This is a genomic window from Kitasatospora sp. NPDC002551 (assembly GCF_040296005.1).
Taxonomy (GTDB): domain Bacteria; phylum Actinomycetota; class Actinomycetes; order Streptomycetales; family Streptomycetaceae; genus Kitasatospora.
Genome location: NZ_JBEOWI010000016.1, coordinates 1 through 20054 on the forward strand (window position 1 = coordinate 1; position 20054 = coordinate 20054).

The 20054-nt window shown below is 70.5% G+C and carries 8 protein-coding genes; 2 read left to right on the forward strand and 6 right to left on the reverse strand.

Features of this window, described 5'->3' with window-relative positions; genetic code table 11:
* Window positions 1-1858 precede the first annotated feature (1858 nt).
* Entirely contained in the window at window positions 1859-2197 is a 339-nt protein-coding gene (locus ABT093_RS16240; protein WP_350564664.1) for a hypothetical protein, read from the forward strand.
* A gap of 413 nt (window positions 2198-2610) precedes the next feature.
* On the opposite strand, the gene ABT093_RS16245 is transcribed toward ABT093_RS16240, so the two are convergent.
* From ABT093_RS16245 to ABT093_RS16270, 6 genes are all read right to left on the reverse strand, one after another.
* Complete coding sequence (locus ABT093_RS16245) at window positions 2611-2877, reverse strand: hypothetical protein (protein ID WP_350564666.1); 267 nt, start codon at window positions 2875-2877, stop codon at window positions 2611-2613.
* Between the two features lie 137 nt (window positions 2878-3014).
* Window positions 3015-3782 (reverse strand): AAA family ATPase, encoded by a 768-nt coding sequence (locus ABT093_RS16250; RefSeq protein ID WP_350564668.1) that lies wholly within the window; start codon window positions 3780-3782, stop codon window positions 3015-3017.
* A complete protein-coding gene (locus tag ABT093_RS16255; protein WP_350564670.1) occupies window positions 3779-5545 on the reverse strand; it encodes a TnsB C-terminal domain-containing protein in 1767 nt (588 codons plus the stop codon). The genes ABT093_RS16250 and ABT093_RS16255 overlap by 4 nt, the downstream gene beginning before the upstream one ends.
* A 63-nt stretch (window positions 5546-5608) precedes the next feature.
* Window positions 5609-6955 carry an AAA family ATPase gene (locus ABT093_RS16260; RefSeq protein WP_350564672.1) on the reverse strand — a complete coding sequence of 449 codons (1347 nt, stop codon included), beginning with the start codon at window positions 6953-6955 and terminating at the stop codon, window positions 5609-5611.
* A 229-nt stretch (window positions 6956-7184) separates the two neighbouring features.
* Window positions 7185-7793 carry a hypothetical protein gene (locus ABT093_RS16265; protein WP_350564674.1) on the reverse strand — a complete coding sequence of 203 codons (609 nt, stop codon included), beginning with the start codon at window positions 7791-7793 and terminating at the stop codon, window positions 7185-7187.
* The gene (locus ABT093_RS16270; RefSeq protein WP_350564676.1) at window positions 7794-15233 is read right to left on the reverse strand and encodes a polymorphic toxin-type HINT domain-containing protein; all 7440 of its coding nucleotides are present in this window, start codon (window positions 15231-15233) and stop codon (window positions 7794-7796) included.
* Between the two features lie 283 nt (window positions 15234-15516).
* Here ABT093_RS16270 and ABT093_RS16275 point away from each other — a divergent pair, with 283 nt between their 5' ends.
* Window positions 15517-19986, forward strand: a complete 4470-nt coding sequence (locus tag ABT093_RS16275; RefSeq protein ID WP_350564678.1) for a LamG-like jellyroll fold domain-containing protein — start codon at window positions 15517-15519, stop codon at window positions 19984-19986.
* Window positions 19987-20054: the final 68 nt, after the last annotated feature.

Here is a 20054-nt window from a genome sequence, read left to right on the forward strand (position 1 = left end):
CTTGAGCTCCCGCTGGCGCGGGAGCGGCGGTGCTGACGCACCGCCAGGTGCGGGGGTGCCGGCTACGCCGTCACCGTGCGTGGTGTGACCTCGGCTACGCCTCGGCAGGTGGGTGCGGGGTTGGGGGAATTCGCCGGTGGCGAATTCGTGGGTGTGTGCGGGTTTTTGTGGGTGGGGGTTGGGCGTCGCTGCGCTCAGCCTTTCCGGTGGCTTTCTCCCGGGCCTACGGCCCGTCAATCGTTCTGCTTTCCGGTCTTTGCTGGGCCGGTGTTTTCACGGCCCTACGGGCCGGTTTGCTGGCAGGGTTTCCCGGGCTGCGCCCGGGGGTGAGCGTTGACGATGTGACGCGGAATTCGGGTAGTAGGCCATCCCTCCGGGCGGGCGGGGTGCCGGCCGGGGCCTGCGGCCCTCGGCGTTGACGATGTGTCGCGGACTTCCGGTATCAGTCACAACCCCACCCCCGGGGGGCCTCCCCCGGTCCCGGCCGGTGGCCGGTCCGCCGCCTGGTTGCTGGGCTGGCGGCCCATCCGGTGCCCCTGGGGCGGGGCCTGCGGCCCTCGGGAGCAACCTCCGGGCCACCCGGTCCGGCTCGGCCTTCCCAGCCCCAGTGGCGGGCCCTCACGGGCGCCCTGGACGGCGGTCCCTGACGGGCCCCCGACCGCAGACTCCCGGAGGGAATCCGAAGCGAATCCGGTGGCGTTTCCCCGACTTCCGTACAACCCTGTCATACCGACCCCCGGACGGGCTCGGGACGGGCGCGGGACATGAACAGGCAACCTCGCGGCAACCGCCCATCCAGGCCCTATCCGGCCGCACTTCCGGCGGGAATCTGAATTACCTTCCACTCCCTTTCAGGCGGCAATCGGAAAGCCTCGCGGGGCGCAGCGGCGATGAATCGAATTCAGGCACACCGGAAAGGGGCCTACGGCCCTCGCCACCGACACGGCGACCGCCATTCCAGACCGCCCAGGAAATCCCGTCCGGCGTCAACGGAGCAATTCCCGGAGCAGCGACACCAAACCGAACACCGAGCCAGGACGGCGGCCAGGGCGGGCCCCGAGACGGCCGAGCAACCCAGGGGCCAGGACGGGCGGCCAGGGCGCAGCAGCAGGCCGACCCGGCGGCGGGCGGGGACTCCACCAGGGCGGGCGCGGGCACGGCGGGCAGGACGGCCACGTCGGGCGCAGCGGGACGGCCTGGCGGCCGACCAGGACGGCGACCAGGCCCAGCAGCAGGACGGCGGGGCGCGGCACCGGGCGACGCGGGCAGCCGGGCGCGGGCCGCCGAGGCCGGCCAACCGGCCCAGCCCGGCGCAACACGAAGTGCAACACACCCACCCGCCCCCACTCCCAGCCACATAACACCTGGTCAGACCCGCAACACAGCCCCGCGTTGCACCCCACCGCAACACCGCGTTGCACCCCCACCCGCCCCCGCCGCCGAGCACCCAGCCACCGAGCACCACCACCAGGACCAGGCCGCCGACAAGGCCGGCCTTCCCGGGCGGCCGCCGTCCCGGCCGTGCCCCGCCGCCCCGGACAGCGCGCCCCGGACGGCGGCCAGGACCGCCAGCACCTGGCGGTCGTCGGCACCCGGAAGCGGCCACCACCCAGCAGCAGCCGCGGCCCCGCCCCGACACCCTGTCCCACCCACCTGTCGCGCCCGGACCACACACAGGGGAACAGCGGTATCCGCCCACGTCACAACACACGACAGCACCCCACGCGACAGGCAACGCGACAGCACCCGCGACAACCCCCACCCACCCCCGGGGAGCACTTCGGCGATTCACACCACCTGACACACCATCAGCAAGGACGATCAGAATGCCCCACCCGACACACCAGAGGAGCAGCCCATGAGCGACACCGACCCGACCCTGCCGACCCCCGTCGTCGAAGAAGCCGACGGAGTCATCCTGACCCCCATCGACGGCCAGGACGTGACCGTCACCATCGCCCCTTACCCCAACATGGAGGCCGGCGACCAAATCCAGCTGTTCTGGAACGGCCGCAGCGCCCCCGTCCAGCACCAGGTGACAGACGCACAGGACGGGGAGCCGATCAACATCACCATCCCCCTGAGCACCATCCAGGCCGCCGGTGACGGGACCTTCTACCTCCGCTACACGATCCAGGACCAGGCCGGCAACACCAGCAGGTCCGCCCCCACCCAGATCACCATCGAACAGCCATAGACCCCAACACCCCGACCGTGGTCGGCCCCGAACCACTGGGGCCGACCACACCCAGAGCCGACAGCACGGCGTCGCCAGGAACAGCCAGGGCCCGGACGGCACGGAGGCCCGGCAGCTCCACCCCGGACGAAACCGAACACCCACCCCGCCACCGCAATTCCGACCCGAATTCAGACCACAATCGGCAGCCAATCCGCCAAAACAGCCGAACGGAATTACTGGCGGAATTAACACCCCAAAACAAGCCCACAACACCGGACCGACCCCTCAGCGCGCCGACCCGACCCCCAACCCCACACACAGTCACCACCCCGAGCGAGTGGACGGCGCCAACCAGACACCCCAACAGGTCCAACCAAAGGTCCAGACAACTCACCGTGCGAGGCCATTTCACGCCCAAACCGGCCAACAGGTCACACCCTGCGGCCCTTCGCCGGGTAGAGCTTGGCGTGCAGCACGCGGTCTTCCCACCAGGGGTCATCCGGGGTGGAGACCAGTGCGGCCATCTGCTCGCGCTTGGTCGGGACGGGCAGCACCAGCGGGCCCAAGTCCTCGACGGCGCGGTCCTGCAAGCACTCGGGACACTCAAGCCGATCCGGGCCGGCCTTCTCGGTCAGCTCCAGCTTCGAGCCCTCCTTCCCGCCGATCGAGCCCCGGCACGTCCAGCACGGGCGCAGCACGGCGTTCGACCCCCGGGCCGCTTCCAGCGGCGAAGCGGCAGCGACCGGGCAAGGCGCCACAGTAGACGGGACGGCGGCAGGTCGGGCCGTAGGTCAAGGATGAACAACGGCACGGCCCGACGCCCGGCGACGGCGGCTCAGCCTGTCGGGCCGAGGCGGCTGAAGGCCCACCGGAGTACTTCCTGGTCGACGCGGGTGCGGCCGGTGCGCTGGAGGGCTGTGTGGGTGTGAGCGGTCAGGCGAGCCCAGTTGCGGAAGTTGCCGTGGGCCGCGTGCTGGTCGGCGAAGGCGATGTCGCCGGGGTCGGCTTCGGCCCAGATGGGGTGGTAGAGCGGGATGACGCCCAGGACCTCGTCGGAGGTGAGGCGGGCGAGGCGCTGCCAGATGAAGATCCTGGAGGAGAGCATCGGTTCCTTGCGCAGGGTCTGGTAGCAGCCTTCTCCGCCCACGAAGACGACGGCGAGCTGGGTGTAGGCGTCGTCCCAGAGGTAGCGGACGTACTCCAGCTGGTCGCTGGAGAGCCATTGGGCCTCGTCCAGGACGAGGGTGCGAGGGTGGGAGGAGAGCGCGGTCTTGAGGAGGTGGTCGAACTCGCTGGCGTAGCGCGGGGGCTGGCCTGGTAGGCCGAGGCTGGTGAACAGCTCGTGGCGCACGGCGCGGGTGGTGGGGCGGGCGTGGAAGGTGATGCGGTGGATCTCTTCGCCGGGTTCGAGTTCGCGCAGGCAGCTGGTCACCGCGACGGTCTTGCCGAAGCCGGCGCCACCGTGGATGCACATCATGGCGCGGGCGGCGATGGTGTCGGCGAGGTTCTCGCGCACGGTGAGCAGCGCGCGGGTGGCCACGAGGCGGGCCTGGGGAAGGGTGACGTACTGGTCAGTGGGTGCGGGCGGCAGGCGGCGGGTCACGGGGTGTCCTCGCGGTCGGTGGGCGGGGCGGGCCGGGCGGCGGTTCTCACGGTGGCCGGGGTGGGCCAGTCGGCGGGTGGCGGGGCGGGTGGGATCAGGTCCGGCAGCGCCAGCGCGGCGAGGTCACTCTCGTGGTGGCGGGACAGCTCCCGTGCCGCCTCGGCGGCGGTGGCGGCATGCAGGCGGCGCGGTGCGGTCGGGGTGGTGGCGGGGGCGAAGCGCTGGTGGCGCAGGTGCTCGGCCGTCTTGGCTTCGGCCCGCAGGCGCTGGGCGCGCCGGGTGCGGGCGCGGCGCAGCGCGCCGAGTTGTTCGGGGGTGGCGTGGTCGGCGAGGTGGGCGGTGCCCAGGCGGTGACCGGCGGGGTCGCAGATTTCGATCTCGTGGGTGTGGTGGGGCATGAACCGGACCTGGACTGCGCGGCCGGCCTGGCCGGTCATCCAGTCGGCGAGGTAGTCGCGGTTCTTGAAGCGGACCCCGTGGCTGGTGATGACGCGGGGTCGGCCGTCGTCTTCGAGCGTGAAGGACCACAGGTCCGTGGGCGGGATGTCGGTGATCGGTGTCGGGTCCGTCTGCCACGCCTGGAGCGGGGTGTGGCCGTTCAGGCCCTGTGGGTGGTGTTCGGTGTTCCACCAGGTGACGTAGGCCAGGACTTCGGCGGTGAAGTCCTCGAACGACAGGGCGGGTGCGGTGGGGAGGCGGTCGGGGCGGCGGCGGGGCTGCTTGGTGCGGTAGCCGGGCAGGGCGGCGAACAGCATCCTGGCCGCGCTGCGGTTCAGGTGCTCGATGCTGCCCTTCAGATGGGGGCTGTAGGCCGGCAGGTCGTCCACGGTCGTTCCGAACGCGTCGAAGGCCGCGGTGACGGTGCGGGAGAGGAAGTCCTTGCCGCGGTCGATCCGCACCGTCTCCGGCCGGCCCCCGACAGGCCCGTACGCCCCGGTGCGCAGCACCGCACAGCGCAGCGCCGCCAGGATCGACGCGCGCGACGGGCAGCCCGGGGTCACCGCCACCCCGGTGATCGCTTTCGTCGCGCAGTCGATGAACCAGGTGACGTACGGCCGCACCAGCTGCCCGTCGGCGACGACGCGCAGCGGGGCCTGGACGTGGTCGCCCTCCCAAACGTGGTTGCGCCAGGTGCGGGGGCGTTTGCCGAACACGTCCAGCGCGCGGGCCGCCTCCGGGCCACGGCGGTACCCGGCCCGCTCCCCCGCCGTCAGATCGCGGCGCACCGCGCGCAGGAACGTCGCCAGCGACGGAACCCGCTCCAGCACCGGAACGGCCGTCGGCGGCGCGCCGCCGGGGATCGCCGGGCCGGCCGACCGAGGCGGGAATGACGGCGTGGTGGCGTCACTGGTGGTGGTACCGGCTCCGGCGGCCGGAGTGTCGGCCCTGGTGGCCGAGTGGGCGCGGGCGACAAGCTCGCGGTGGACCGCGGAGGCGTTGCCGCGCCAGTAGGCCAGCAGCACCCGGACCTCAGGAGTGATCTCGAACCGATCGATGCGGCGCGCCCCGGGATCGTCCGCGCTGGCGGGTGCGGTCGTGGCGTCGGCCAGCCACCGCCACACCGTCCGGTCGGAGACCGCCAGGCACTGCGCCGTGGTGTGGACGTGCCCGCGGGTGAGTCGGCCCTCGGCACGCAGAGCGAGCAGACGGCGCACCGCGGGAACACGCAAGGCCTTCAACGACACCGGGTCCAGGACGGGCTCGGCCCCGGTCGGCGCAGGCGCCGCGACGGTGGTGGTGGCGTCAGGGGCGGGGGTGTTCACCGGTGTCCTTTCCACAGCGTGGCGGTCGGCACGGCAGCGCGGTGGCGACCAGGGTGGCGGGGGTCATGGGTTGGGGCCGAGCCGGGAGCACGCCCTGGACAACAGCGCGCCATCGGCCCCGGTACCCGGGCGCTGGTCCAGCGCCGCGTAGGCATGAGAGGTGATCTTCGCCCAGGTCCGAAAGTTCCCCCGCGCACAGGTCTCGTCCGCGTACAGGAGGTCGGCGTCGGCCGCGGTGTGCCACAGCGGATGGAACAGACGCAGCACGGCGGGAACCTGGGATGCCTCCAGGCGCGGGACGTGCTGCCAGGTCAGCACCCGCGAAGCCAGCGCCGGGGCCCGGGCCAGCGTGCGCTCGGCCCCGGCCCCGCACAGCACCAGCGAGGTCTGCGTGGCGGGAGCGTCCGCGAGCAGCCGCAGGTAGTCCAGCTCCGGGGCGGCGATGCGCTGCACGTCGTCGATCAGCACCACCCCCGGGGAGCTGAAGGCGTCGATGAGCGCGCGGTCGGCCGCATCCGTGCGGTTCGTCAGCGCGGTCGCCGGCAGGCCGAACGCGGTCAGCAGCGCGGCACGCAGCTGCGGCAGAGCCGGCTTCACCGCCACCTGCGCCTGGCGAGCCGGCACACGGCGCGGCAGCAGAGCCAGAGCCTGATGGATCGCGACCGTCTTGCCCTGCCCCGCATCCCCGTAGACGCAGGCGATCCCCCGCGCGGCGACCGTGTGTGCGAGTGCTTCCGTCACCTCGCCCAGCTGGCTCGTCGCGACGACGTGGGCGCCGGGAACGTACAACCGCACTCCCAGCGGCACGACCCCCGCGGAACCATCGGGCACAACCGCCTGCACGGGTTCGGTGGCGGGCGGGGCCTGGCCGGCCTCATCGACCGTGCCTGGCAGCGCCAGCTCCGCGAGCGCGCGGTCGTACACCGCCGACTCCACCCGACCACGCCCATGGCGCACGCCCTGCAGAACACGACCGGCCCGCTGTTCCCGGCGCACCGCCCGGTGCAGCGTCCCCAGCGATGGCACCGGCCTTGGGCCGTTCCCCGCCTGTGCGGTCAGTTCCCGGTGCAGCGCGGCGACGTTGCCGCCCAGCTCGGATAGCCGGTCCCACAGTTCGTCCGAGACCGTAAACCCCTTGCGGCGCGGAGCCATCTCCACCCGGCCCGTTTCCCGGGCCTCGGCCAGCCACCGCCACACCGTCCGTACCGACACCCCGGCCGTCTCGGCCGCGATCCGCACATGCACCGACGACAACTGCCCGACCTCATCCACCGCAAGCAGACGCCGGACCACCACCTGGCGGGTGAGCGCCCGCTCCCCCGAACGAGACACCAGCGGGTCCTGCGGCCTGGACGCCGCAGCAGCCCTGGAGCTCGGATCGGACGACACGGGCAAAGGCGCAACGGTCATGAGTACCAGCCCACTCCCCCACCGGGGCCGGTCGCACAGGAACGAGCGTCCTCATGTCAGCCACAGTCCTGGTGTGCTACGCCGAATCAGCGCGTCATGACAGCGAGATGGTCACCCCATGACAGCCAGGACCTGTGACGTCCCCAAACGAAAGTCGAGATCAGCAGCCCTCCCTTCTAATTTCAGGCGCTGCTGACCAACCCGCTGACACCACCCCACCCACTCACACTCATAGAAGGTCTCTAATATTCATCCAGGCATCGATGGATTGCTTCACGTCCGCGCTTTTCACCGCAGATGAGATCCACGGAAGAGCGGACAAAACCAGCTCAACATCTTGCAATTCAGGGAATCCGGTACGTGCTTCATGATTCACTGAGAAATCTTGCCCGACAGGCGCATAGAAGTCATCACCCGCCGCCAAGTAGGCTGCTTTCCTGGATTCCGATTCCTCGATCACCTGATCACGCGAAAGCGGCATTCGGCTTAGCGCCCACGACGCGGCCCCATCCGGCGAAAGAAGGGCAGGAAGCCCTCCGAGCGGCGGGTTGAAGCGAAGCGCAATGGCCGCGAGTCGCAGCATCCAGTACGCACCCACAGCAGGCCCGACACTCCCGGTGGATACGGCCAAGCTCACGACTTCCACTCCAATCTCGAAGTCACGCCTGACTTGACGCGGATCCGCGCCCCTTGCAGGGCTTACGCTGGTCTCCAGTGACTCGAAGACGGCCCGCCACCATTGCGGAGATGCCTCACCGGGAAGCCGATCAAGGATCCAGCGCGAAATATCAGGAACTGGAATTTCGCGAATCTCGTAAAGGATGTTCTCTATTTCCACTTACGGAGCCTTCCCGCCGTAGTCTCGAATCACTGCCAGAGGGACCCTTGCCCCCGCACCAGCGAAAGCATCAACGCCTCTACTGATGAACGATGCGGCACACTGTGCACACGGAGGCGTGTAGTGGCCCGTGAAGTTATCGAATGATGTAACCCTACCGCCACTTCCGAATGTGATCTGCCCCGCGCCAACAACTGGCGTCCCACCACTGGCGATGGTGTGATGCACACCCGGGAGGTCTTGAACGATATTTAGGTTTCCATGCTCCCCGACAGTCCACAGGTACCTTCCCCCGCCAGCAACCGCATTCGAGAACTCGGGAGACCCGGCTGCCATCGCGGATACGCCTTCAAAATCAGCCGCCATTTGCTCAAATGGAAGGTCATCGGGCTTGCTGTTGGCGACCACGCCATCGCCGCAATTGTGGACCAGGACCGGCGTGGTCCCTGCGAGCACATAGTACGTGTGGAGGTTGGCGACGGTGAGGTCGTGGGCTTCGGTCGGGGGGAGGTCGTAGTTGCGGACGGACTGGACGGTGATGGTGGTGCCGTCGTCGCTGCGGAGGGTGTGGCCGGGCTGGAGGTCGGCGGCGGGGGTCCAGCGGGAGGTGGTGGTGTCCCAGTAGGGGTGGTGCTGGGTGGAGGTGAGCGTGCTGGAAGTAGCGGTGGTGGAGGTGAGGGTGAGGTCGGTGAAGAGGGTGTCGTCGGGCGTGACGATGGTGTTGAGGACGGTTTCGGCGGAGGTGGTGTTGGTCTGGGGGTCGGTGGCCAGGACCTGGTCGCCGGCGGTGATGTCGCCGATGGGTTTGGTGCTGCCGTCGGCGAGGAGGACGGGTGTGGCCGGTGGGAAGCTGTGGGGTGCGCGTATGGGGAGCGGGCAAGCGGCGGCTGCGGCGTCTTCGGCTTCCTTGGCGGCCTTGGATTCGCGGCGCCAGGTCTTGAGGCCGTCGAAGAGTTCGCCGGCGAGGGTCTTGAGGGTCTTGGCGAGTTCGTAGGCCTTGTTCCAGCGGAAGGCGTACTTGGCGAGGAGCTTGGTGAGGGGGCCGCCGCTGAACATGCTGGTCACGACGTTGAGGGCGGTTTCGCCGCAGGAACCGAGGTCTCCGGTGGTGACGCAGTCGATGGCGTCGGTGATGCCCAGTTCATCGGCAACGATCTTGGCGAGCTTCTTGCCGGCGTCCATGACCTTCGTCTTGGCGTCCGAGGCCTTCTTGGCGCTCGTGTTCACCGGGGCGGGAGCACCACCGCCCCCGCTACCGCCAGTTCCCCCGCCTCCGCCACCGCCACCGCCACCGCTGGTGATGGCGGGCGCGTAGCCGGGAGCGCTTTGGTGCAGTCGGTCAAGAGCTTCCTTGGGAACGTTGTTCGCGGTGGTCTGCGCCGCGTTGTTCATGGTGATGGTGCCGGCGGGGCCGCAGGCGTAGAGGGTGCCGCATTCCTCGGAGCGCAGGCCGCTGGGGTCGGACTTGTTGACCGGGTCGTTCTCGGAGTAGGCGTAGCCGTTCCACTGTTGGGGGTCGCCGGCGTCGAGGACGGGGTCGAGGCTGAGGAAGCGGCCGGTGGTGGGCTGGTACTGGCGTGCGCCGAGGTTGGTGAGGCCGGTGACGTCGTCCTTGGTGCCGTTGACGAAGCCGTGGTCGCCGGCCCAGATGGAGGGCTGGGTGCCGCGGGGGTTGCCGAAGGGGTCGGTGGGGCGGCGGCTCTCGGTCAGGGTTCTGGCGTTGATGGCCAGGGTGTTGCTGCCGTGGTGGTCGGCGAACTGGTAGGTGAGTTCGTTGCCGCCCTGGCGGACCAGGGTGATGCCGCCGGGGATGGCGTAGTAGCGGGAGGCGGTGAGGGTCTGGGTGACGGTGTTGTAGACGAGTTCGTCGCCGTTGGCGAGGTTGATGGTGGTCTTGCCGGGGTTGCGGCGTACCAGTTGGTTGCCGTCGGCGTCGTAGACGTAGGTGGTGGTGCCGGCGCTGGTGCTGGTAAGGGATTCGAGGCGGTCCTCACCGTTCCAGGTGAGGGTGGTGGTGCCGGCGGTGTCGGTGACGGCGGTGGTGTGGCCGGCGGCGTCGTACTGGGTGCTGCTGGTGGTCGGGGTGTTGGTGCCGACGCGGTTGGTGGAGGTGAGCAGGGCGTGCGGGCCTCCGGTGCCGCCTCCGGTGCCGGGCGCGGTGGTGGGGGTGTTGCGGGTTCCGGGGGCCGGGAAGGTCTGGGTGGTGGTGACGTCCTGGGAGGTGTCGCCGCCGGGGTTGTGGGCGACCATGCCGGTGCGGTTGCCGGTCAGGTCGTACTGGTAGCTCTGCCAGTAGGGGGCGGAGCCGCCCACCGTGGTCTGGGCCGGGGCCTGGGCGCCGCTGGTGGGGGTGGTGTTGGCGCAGCGGCCCTGGCCGCCGACGGCGGGGTTGGGGTCCTGGTTGAGGCGGCCGGTGTCGCTCCAGGCGGTGGTGAGGCGTCCGAGGTGGTCGTAGGTGAAGCACTGCAGGTCGGTGGCGGCGGGGGTGTTGTTGGGGATGGTGCGGATGGCCGTGATGCGGCCGACCTGGTTGTAGGCGTAGGTGGTGTGCTGAACGGTTCCGGTGGTGGCGGTCTGCTTGTCGACGAACTGGTTGATCTGGCGGCCGGTGGGTTCGTCGTAGGTGTTGGTGGTGACGATCTGGGTGCCGTACGGGTTCATCGTGGAGCGGATGGTGCGGCCGTAGGCGTCGTAGTCGGACTGGACGTCGTAGGCGATGCCGCCGAGTCCGCCGATGTCGTGCAGGAGGCCGTATTCCTCGTAGTTGTAGGTGACCGTCTCGGTGAAGAGGTCGCCGACGGCGGGCAGGGACTGCTTGGTGGGTGCGCCGGTGATGGGGTTGTAGAGGGCCTGGTAGGTGAAGGTGAGGGGGCCGGTCTTGCCGACGTCGCTGCCGGGGATGGTGATGGTGGTCTTGGTGGGCCGGTAGGCGGTGTCCATCGCGGTGATCGCGGTGGTGTAGGCCGTGCCGTTCTGGCCGCCGACGTAGCGGGTGGAGGTGGCGGGTTTGCCCTTGGCGACGGTGTCGTAGGTGTTGCCGGTGAGGCGGTTGGCGGGGTCGGTGGTGTCCTGGTAGGTGCCGGTGCGGCGGCCGAGCAGGTCGTAGGTGGAGACGATCTTCTTGCCGCGGGCGTCGGTGGTGGTGGCCACGCGTCCGGCGGTGTCGTAGGTGCTGGTGCTGGTGCCGGCGTCGGGGTCGCTGGTGGTGGTGCGGCGCCCGCGCTGGTCGTAGGCGTAGGTCCAGGTGTTGCCGGCGGCGTCGGTGCGGGAGGTCTCGGTGCCGAGCTGGGAGTAGGCGTAGGAGGTGACGTCCGCGTCGGCGGGGTTGCCGGTGGGTGCGGGCGTGCGGTACTGCCACAGCTGCAGGGTGCGGCCGCGTGAGTCGCTGACGGTGGTGGTGGCCCGGCCGCCCGGGGGCGGGGTGACGTCGACGCGGTCGGCGCCGGGGTAGGAGGTGGCGGTGGTGGTCTGCAGGACGCCGTAGGCCAGGGACTGGCCGGCGATCACGCGGCCCATGCCGTCGTAGACGTTGCGGGACTGGCTGGGGACCTTGGAGCTGTCGGGCTCGAAGCGTGTGGTGCTCGGCGGGTTGAGGCTGTTGTAGTACGTGTTGTTGGTGGCTGCCGGGCGGCCGTGGGTGTCGTAGAAGGTGTCGGTGACCAGGCGGCCCGCGTAGGCGGAGATCGCCGGGTCGCTCTGCGTCTGCACGACGCGGGCCAGGGCGTCCAGGATCTGGATGGACTGCTGGTAGGTCTTGTTGGCCCGCAGCGTCTGCGTGGTGATGGAGGAGGGGCCGTTGTTGCGCAGCTGGTAGGTGAACTTGTAGTCGGCGGGCTCCGTGGTGGTGCGTCCGGCCTGCCAGACGGCCGTCAGGCGGCCGAGGGCGTCGTAGGTCTGGGTGACGGTGCGGCCGTTGGCGTCGGTGGTGGTCAGCGGCAGGGAGCGGGTGGGGTCGAGGGTGACGGTGGAGGTCCAGCCGGTGGCCGCTTCGGGGGTGCCGGCCGGGGCGGGGGCGATGACGGTGTTCTTGTTGGGCAGTTCGCCCGGCGCGGCGGGGGTGTAGAGGGTGGTGGTGGCGGCGCCGTTGGGGTGGGTGGTGTCGGTGGTGGTGGGGTCGGTGACGGTGGTGGGGCGGCCGTAGGCGTCGTAGGCGCTGGTGCCGGTGGTGGTCCACTGGGGGGTGCCGGCGGCGTCGTACTTCTCCAGCACCTGGAGGCTGGTGGCGGACGCGGTGGCGCCGACGGTTTTGTGAGGCTGGTTGTCGTAGAGCGTGCGGCCGGCGGAGACGGTGTTCGCGGCCGTGGGGGTGGCGTTGCAGGCGTCGGGGCCGGAGATGGTGTAGGTCTCGGCGACGGCGTTGGTGATCGGGGAGCCGGGGCTGGTGGCGTAGGTGGTGCGCACGCACGCGTCGGGGGTGCCGTCGGCCTGCTGGAGGACCTTGCCGGGGAGGTAGGGCAGGGCCGTGTCGGTGAAGGTGGTGTCCGTGGTGGTGCGCCAGCTTCCGTCGGCCTTCTTGGCCCTGGCGGTGACGGTGCTCTGCTGGGGCGCGGCGTAGCGGGCCTTGAGGGCAGGCAGGGCGGGGCCGCGGCTGTGGGTGGCGGTGATCCTGGGTCCGCCGTCGTCGCCTGTGGGGTTGGTGCTGGTGTTGACGCTGCTGGCGGTGGGGGTGGTGGCGTTGGCGTCGGCGTAGGTGTCGGATTCGAGGACCTGGCCGGCGAGCCAGTCGTGGTCGGTGACCGGGCCGCTGGTGGGGCCCTGGACGGTGCGGGTGGCGGCGCCTGGTGCGTCGTCCTGCATGCCCTGGTGGTAGTAGGTGGCGGTCTTGGTCTGCGGTTCCTGCGGCAGGTTGGGCGCGCCGGTGACGGAGGTGACGGAGGCGAATCCGCGGAACTGGTCCCAGGTGCGGTAGTCGGTGTCGATGCCTTCGGCGTCGTTGCGGTGCCAGGCGGCGGGGCCGTAGGTGTAGGTGGTGGTCTGGCCCAGCGATCCCCGGATGAAGTCGCGCGGGTCGACGGTGACGGTCCTGACGGGGTAGCGCAGGAACCAGTCGTCGACGAGGGCGTGGGTGTTGGGCTCGTTCCACTTGACGTTGTAGCAGGCCAGGGTGTTGTTCTCCGGTGAGGCCGGCATGACGTTGCTGGTGCGGGAGCAGGACTGGCCGATGTACTCGACGCGGATGGCGCCGCCGGTCTCCGTGGTGATGGCGGAGATGCGGGGGCGGTGGAACTCCGAGCGTGCGGGGGTGGTTCCGTCGACGCGGTTGCGCAGGGGGAGGGCGGAGAAGGTGACCGGTTCCAGGGTGACGTCGCTCTGGCCTGTGCTGTGGCCGGTGCGCTGGATGGAGACGAGCCAGGGGATGCGGGGTTCGATGGCGGAGGGGCTGCTGGGGTTGGTGCTGGTGTCGTAGGTCTTTTCGAGGGTGTGTGTCAGCTGGTAGGTGTCGACGGGGCGGTACTCGCCGTTGACGCGGACCTTGGTGGTGATGGTGGTGAGCCAGCGGGTGGTCCAGAAGCTGGGGCCGGCGTTGGCGCAGGGGTCGGTGGCCGAGCACTGCTGATCGAGGGGGACGTCGGGCCAGTTGCCGGCGTTGGCTGGGATGCGCTGGTCGGGCTGGCAGCCTCCGGCGAGGCAGCGCTCGGCGGTGTCGAAGACGACCTGGGAGGCGCTGGGGTGGTTGCCGTTGGCGCTCAGCTGGTCGGACAGGAGCTGGCCGTAGGCGATGGACTTAAGGGTGCCGGCGCGGGTGTAGGGGGTGTTCGTGCCGGTGCCGTGGTTCTGGCCCGCCCCGCGAGCGTAGTGGTTGGTCTCGGGGGCGTAGGTGAAGGTGGTGAGGTTGCCGTGGGGGTCGACGATGTGGTCGAGGTTCCAGCGCCAGGCGGCTTGGCACCAGGAGGCGTTGCCCTTGGCGGGGTCGTAGCAGGGGTCGCCGGGCTTGGGGGAGAAGACCGGGACGGTGAAGGCGGAGCGGGTCTCGGGGCCGGTGCTGGTGGGGGTGCCCTGGGCGGAGGGGAGGTGGTTGAGGCCGAAGTAGTAGACGGTGCCGCCGGTGTCGGTGACCTTGAGGTAGGAGCCGTTCCAGGTGCCGTTGTCGGCGCCGGTGAGGAACTGGACCGTGGTGCCGTCGTCGGACTGCAGGCGCCAGGTGCACTTGGACAGTTCGTTGCGCGGGTCGGCCGTGTCGCAGGAGCCGTCGTCGGGGACGAGCTGGCCCGAGTGGCCGGCGAGGGACATGGTCAGGTTGGCCCCGGCCCAGCACTGGTCGGCGGAGTTGTCGATGCCGGCCTTCGGGCAGGGCTGGTAGGAGCGCTCCACGAAGCCCGAGCCGAGGTCCCAGCCCTCGCCGATCCAGGACGCCTGGGAGTTGGTCGCGGAGGTCTTGCCGTCGACGGACGCGGAGTCGTAGGACAGGCCGATCTGCGGGACGCCGCCGCCCAGGCTCGGGGGCATCTGGACGGGGTAGCTGTAAGTGAACGAGCCGGAGGATCCGCCGGCGGACCAGCCCTGGCTGGGGTTCAGGCTGGTGGCGCTGTAGGTGCCGGCTTCGCCGCCGGCGGCTCCCTGCAGGGCGAGGACGGTCGCCGGCGCCGTGGTGGCGGAGCCCTGCGCGGGGGCGGTCGGGGCCTTGGCGAGCGGCGAGGCCGAGGGCTGGGCGGCGGGCAGGTCGATGTCGGCGACGATCCTGGCGCTCTGCGGGTCGTAGCGCGAGGGCACGGGGGTGCGGGTGCGGCACTGCTGGTCGCCCGGGCTGGTGAGCGCGCAGGCGGGCATGGCGACCAGGGTCGCGCGGCTCGCCCAGTCGCCGCCGTAGGCGGGGGCGAGCTGGGCGGGGTCGAGGCTCACGCGTGCGCCGGTCGCGGGGTGCTGGTCGGCGAGGGAGAGGGCGAGGAGCGCGCCGCTGACGCCGGCGGCCTTGGTGGTGGCGGCGTCGGCGACCGTGACGTTGACCTTCGGGTTCGTGTCCTGGGTCCTCGCGGCGCCCGAGCGCGGCGTGGGGGTCGTGGCGCCGTCGGCTATGGAGGCCACCCACACCGGGAGGTCGCCGGCCTGGGTGGCGGGCGCCGCGGCCGCTTCCCGCGCTGTGGTGCCGAGGCCGTCGGAGCGCGCGGTGGCCGCTTCGGTGGCGGGGGCCGGTGCGAGGGCGACCGTCGCCGTGCCGGCGGGTGCGGTGCGGCCGCTGTTGTCCGCGGGTTTGGCCGGGGCGGCCTTCGCGGCGGGCGCGGCGGGGGCCGGGGCGTCTTTGCCGGTGACCGAGGCGGTGCCGGGCAGCGGCGTGTTCGGGGGTGACCAGACACGGTGGTAGTCCGGGGCCTGGGCGAAGGCCACTCCCCCGGCGGGCACCACGAGTGAGGCGATGACCGTCAGGGTGGCGAGCAGGGCGGTCCGTGAGCGTCGCAGCTTGGCGGCCCGGGTGCGGGCCGAGTGAGCACGGTGAGAGAGCACCGTCACCCTCCGTTGGTGACCGCGCCCCGGGGACACGGCGAGTCGATCAAGGCCAGCCGACCTTATGGGTCGTTTACATCCCAAGTCGAGGAGTCAACAAAGAACCGTATGACGTGATTTAAATCACTCCGTGAGCGAATCGCGCCAACTGGTGTCAAATCAGTTCGCCGCCGTGGACGAACCATTGACGCGCCGTCATGGGTCACGGGAGGTTGCGTCTGTCCTGCGCGCAGCGCCAGCCGGCCGCGTCCGCACCCACTCTCCTCGTCGGGAAGGCTTCGCCATGCCCACGTCCCCCCGCCCACGCCCCGCCCGGCGCCGAACGCGGGCCGCGGCCCTGCGCCTGCCCGCGCTCGGCCTCGGACTCGTCCTGTGCGCCGGTCTTCCGGCGCCTTTCGCGCTGGCCGAATCCCAGCCCGGTACCAAGAGCCTGGCCGAGGTGATGGCCGAGGCCGACGCCGAGCACGTGAAGACCCGTCCGCCCGCGACGGAGACCGAGAAGGCGATCGCCCAGGCCAAGGCCACCGGCGTGGCGGTGCCGGTCGAATCACTGACCGACGACTACAGCGAGACCGTCGCCACCCCCGAGGGCCATCTGCGCAAGACGCAGCACGTGGAGCGGCAGCGGGTCAAGCAGAACGGCGAGTGGGCGCAGCTCGACGCCACTCTGGTGGCCGACCCGCAGGGCGGGTTCCGTCCGAAGGCCTCTGGTGCCGGCGTCCGTCTGTCGGCCGGCGGCTCCGGGGCGCTGGCGACCCTCATCAGCGACGACGGGAAGCAGCTCACCCTCCACTCGCCCTTTCCGCTGACCCAGGGGCACGTGGACGAGGACGGGGACGGCCTGCTCTACCCCGAGGTCGCCCCCGGCATCGATCTGAAGGCCACCGCCACCAAGTTCGGCGGCCTCAGCACCGTCCTCGTCGTGAAGACCCCCGAGGCCGCCGCGAACCCGGCACTGCAGTCGGTCACCTTCCCGGTGAGCACCACGGGTGTGAGCGTGACGTCGAACGCCGACTTCAGCCTCACGGCCGCCGCTGAGGACGGTACCGTGCGCTGGCACGCCCCCGCTCCGCGGATGTGGGACAGCACCACCGCTCCCCCGGCCCCGACCCTCCAAGGCGCCCAGGACACCCCGGGCTCCCCGGCTGCGCTGACGGGCGGTACCGCCTCCGCCACCGCGCCGGCCACCGAGACGGCCTCCGCAGCCGGCGACCTGGAGGGCCCGGCCACCAGCACCGTCGACGGGCCGGGCAGCAGCGCCCGGGTGTCGGTCATGCCCACCAGCGCCGGCGCCGCCGGCATCACCCTCAGCCCCGACCAGGACCTCCTCGCCCACGGCGAGGGGCCGTGGTTCATCGACCCGGGCTGGATCTACGACGACCGCACCGGCCACGGCTGGACCTGGACCCAGTCCGCCTACGATGACACGAACAACTACCTGAAGACCGTCACCGTCCAGGAACCGTACAACCGACCTGGTGTCGGGCTGCAGGACTACAAGGCCAAGACCGGGATCGAGCGTTCCTTCTTCCAAATCGACACCAGCGGCTTCGGCGGCGCCATCATCAACTCCGCCATCATGACGATGTGGCAGGCCAAGTCCTCCCTGTTCGACTGCAACAGGAAGTTCCCGCTCAACCTGTTCCTCGTGGACCGGCCGATCGGTTACGGCACGACGTGGAACAACTCCCCCCAGCACTACGGCGGGCAGGTCGGGGACACCGCCTGGGTCGGCGGGTCCGGCAACCCGGGCTGTCCCAACGGCATCGACTTCAAGTTCGACGTGACCTCCGTCTACCGCTCCTACGCGGGCTCCAACAACAACCTGACCTTCACCGTCGAGGGCAACGAGAGCGACAAGCTCGCCTTCAAGCGCCTCGACTACCGGCCGACCGTCGTCGTCGAGTACGACCGCACTCCCAACACCCCCACCGATCCGTACGCCTACCCCGTTCCGAGGACCACCTCGCCCGACCGGCTGATCCACGGCTGTGACGGCAACGGCTGGGGCTGGCTCGGCGCGGGCATCAACCTGAGCGGGGTCTCCCTCAACGCCAGGGTCAGCAGCTCCGTCCAGCAGCAGCTGTACTCCTGGAGCCACATCTGGGACTACATGGTCCCCGGCGTCCCCGACGTCGCCTCCGGATACAGCAGTCTCGTTGCCAGCGGTTCCTTCGCGGCCTTCCCGGTCCCCGCCGGCGTCCTGAAGGACGGCCACGTCTACGGCTACAGCATCATGGCCAGCGACCAGCTGGTCGGCCCGTCGGGCTCCACCCCCACCTGCCACTTCGGCATCGACCTGACCCCGCCCACCGTGCAGGTCCCCTCCCTCTACGAGCAGTTGTCCGACGACGCGCTCGCCACCCAGTTCCCGCCCTCGGGCAACGGGCAGAGCACCAAGCTGCGCACCCACCAGTGGGGGTACGTCCCCTACTCCCCCCTCGACCCCAACCCCTCGGGCGGCCAGACCTCCGGCGTCGTCTGCGCCCGCTGGAGCCTGGACCCCCAGTTCGAAGGGGCGACCTGGCAGTGCGGCAGCGCCATGCCGAACGGAGGCCTGCCCATCTACCCCACCGCCTGGGGCACCAACATCCTCTACATCCAGGTCGCCGACAACGCGGGCAACATCTCCCCCGTCGCCCAGTACGCCTTCTACGTCCCCTGGAACCCCGACGGCCCCCAGCCGGTCTTCGGCGACGTCACCGGTGACGGCGCCGCCGACATCCTGACCGCCGACCAGGCCGGCAACCTGCGCACCTACAGCATCCCCGGCAACACCGTCGCCAAGAGCCCCACCGCAGCCCTCGCCGCCCTGCCCTCCGACACCCCCAACCGGCAGACCTGGGCCACCAGTGCCGTCCAGTACAGCCACCGCGGCGCCCTCACCGGCGGCAAACACGTCGACGACCTGTTCGTCCACGTCAAGGACGACCCCAACCTCTACGTCTACGGCAACCCCGGCAACAGCCGCTCCATCGGCCGTTACAACAGCAAGGTCCCTCTCGGTCGACCGGCCTGCGTCACACCGCCCAACGACTCCGCCTACTGCACCGGCTACGCCGACACCTGGTCACGTACCCTGCGCGTCGCCGCCCTCGGCGACCCCGCCCACACCGATCTCGACATCAAGCTCGAGTTCAAGAACAAGACCGGTCTCGTGACCGTGGAAGCCAACAGCGACGGCAGCGACGCCTCCCTGTGGTTCTTTCCCGCCACCATGACCAACCACCTCGGCCAGCCCGTGCGCCTCGCCTCCGGCGGCTGGAAGGACATGGAGCTCATCACCCCCGGCGACTGGGCCGGCCAGAACCGCCCGGGCCTGTGGGCCCGCGACCTGCGCCCGCGCAACGCCTCCGCCACCTCGGGTGACCTGACCGCCTACACCTTCACCCCCGGCACCCTCGACGTCGTCGACCCCGACTTCGGCGACCCCGTCCTCGACGAGAACGGCACCCCCCTCGTCGTCCCGACCCTGACCGGCATCGCCGGCACCACCACCATCGGCAGTGTCCCCGTCGACACCTGGCCCGTCCTCGGCTCCGACGGCGACCTCCTGGGCATCGGTGCGCCCGGCCTGTGGGGCCTCAACAAGGACACCGGCGACCTCCAGATCTGGTGGGGCCACCGCACCGGAAACGCCACCAACCCCGGCATGGCGTGGGACGCCGGCCCCGAGAAGATCGCCAACACCCGCGTGACCCCGGACTGGTACACCCTCGACCGCCCCAACACCCTCCGCCCCGACCCCGGCACCCCGGTGACCGACAGCAACGCCACCAACCCCCTGACCCGCAGCGGCAACCCCGCCTTCACCGCCGACCGCAACGCCACCGCCGACCACGCGACCCTCCTCGACGGCGGCAGCTATTACCAGAGCTCCCAGGCCCCCGGCATCGACACCCGCCGCAGCTACAGCGTCGCCGCCTGGGTCAGACTCGACCAGGCCGACAGCTACGGCACCGTGCTCTCGATCAGGGGCAACGACCGCAGCCCCTTCTACCTCCAGCACTCCGCCGCCACCGGCACCTGGGCCTTCATCGCCCCCCACGAGGACTGGCGCAACACCACCACCTACTACACCGCCGCCGACTCCACCCTCGCCCGCCCCCAGGCCGGCCAGTGGACCCACCTGGTGGGCACCTACAACGCCGAGACCGCCACCATGACGCTCTACGTCAACGGACGCGCCGTCGGCGCCGCCAAGAACCCCCACCCCTGGTACAGCGGCGGCCCCCTCACCATCGGCGCCGTCACCAACGTCTACTACCCCGACGACGGCGGTTTCCGCGGCGCCATCAGCGACGTGCGCGCCTATCCCTATGCCCTCACCGACCCCCAGGTCAGCAACCTCGCCATCAACGACACCATCATCTCCGTGAGCAGCGCTCTCGACGGCGGCAAATGCCTCGACAACCTCGGTGCCGGAACCGAGATCGGCGTCTGGAACTGCTGGAACGGCCCCAACCAGCAGTTCAAGTTCAACACCGACAACCACGCCCTCATCATCCAGAACAAGTGCGTCACCGTCCGCGACGAAGGCACCGCCAACGGCACCCCCGTCATCCTCACCGACTGCGACAACCTCAAGGGCGGCCAGAAATGGCTGCGCCGCGCCGACAACAGCCTCTACAACCCCCACTCCAACCGCTGCCTCGAACTGCCCGGCTGGAACACCACCAACGGCACCCGCCTGGGCATCTGGGACTGCCACACCGGCGCCAACCAACGCTGGACCCTCAACCCCACCCCCTGACCCCACCCGCCCGCACCCAACCACCGGGCCCCCGCCACACCACCGCGGCGGGGGCCCACCCCATCCCC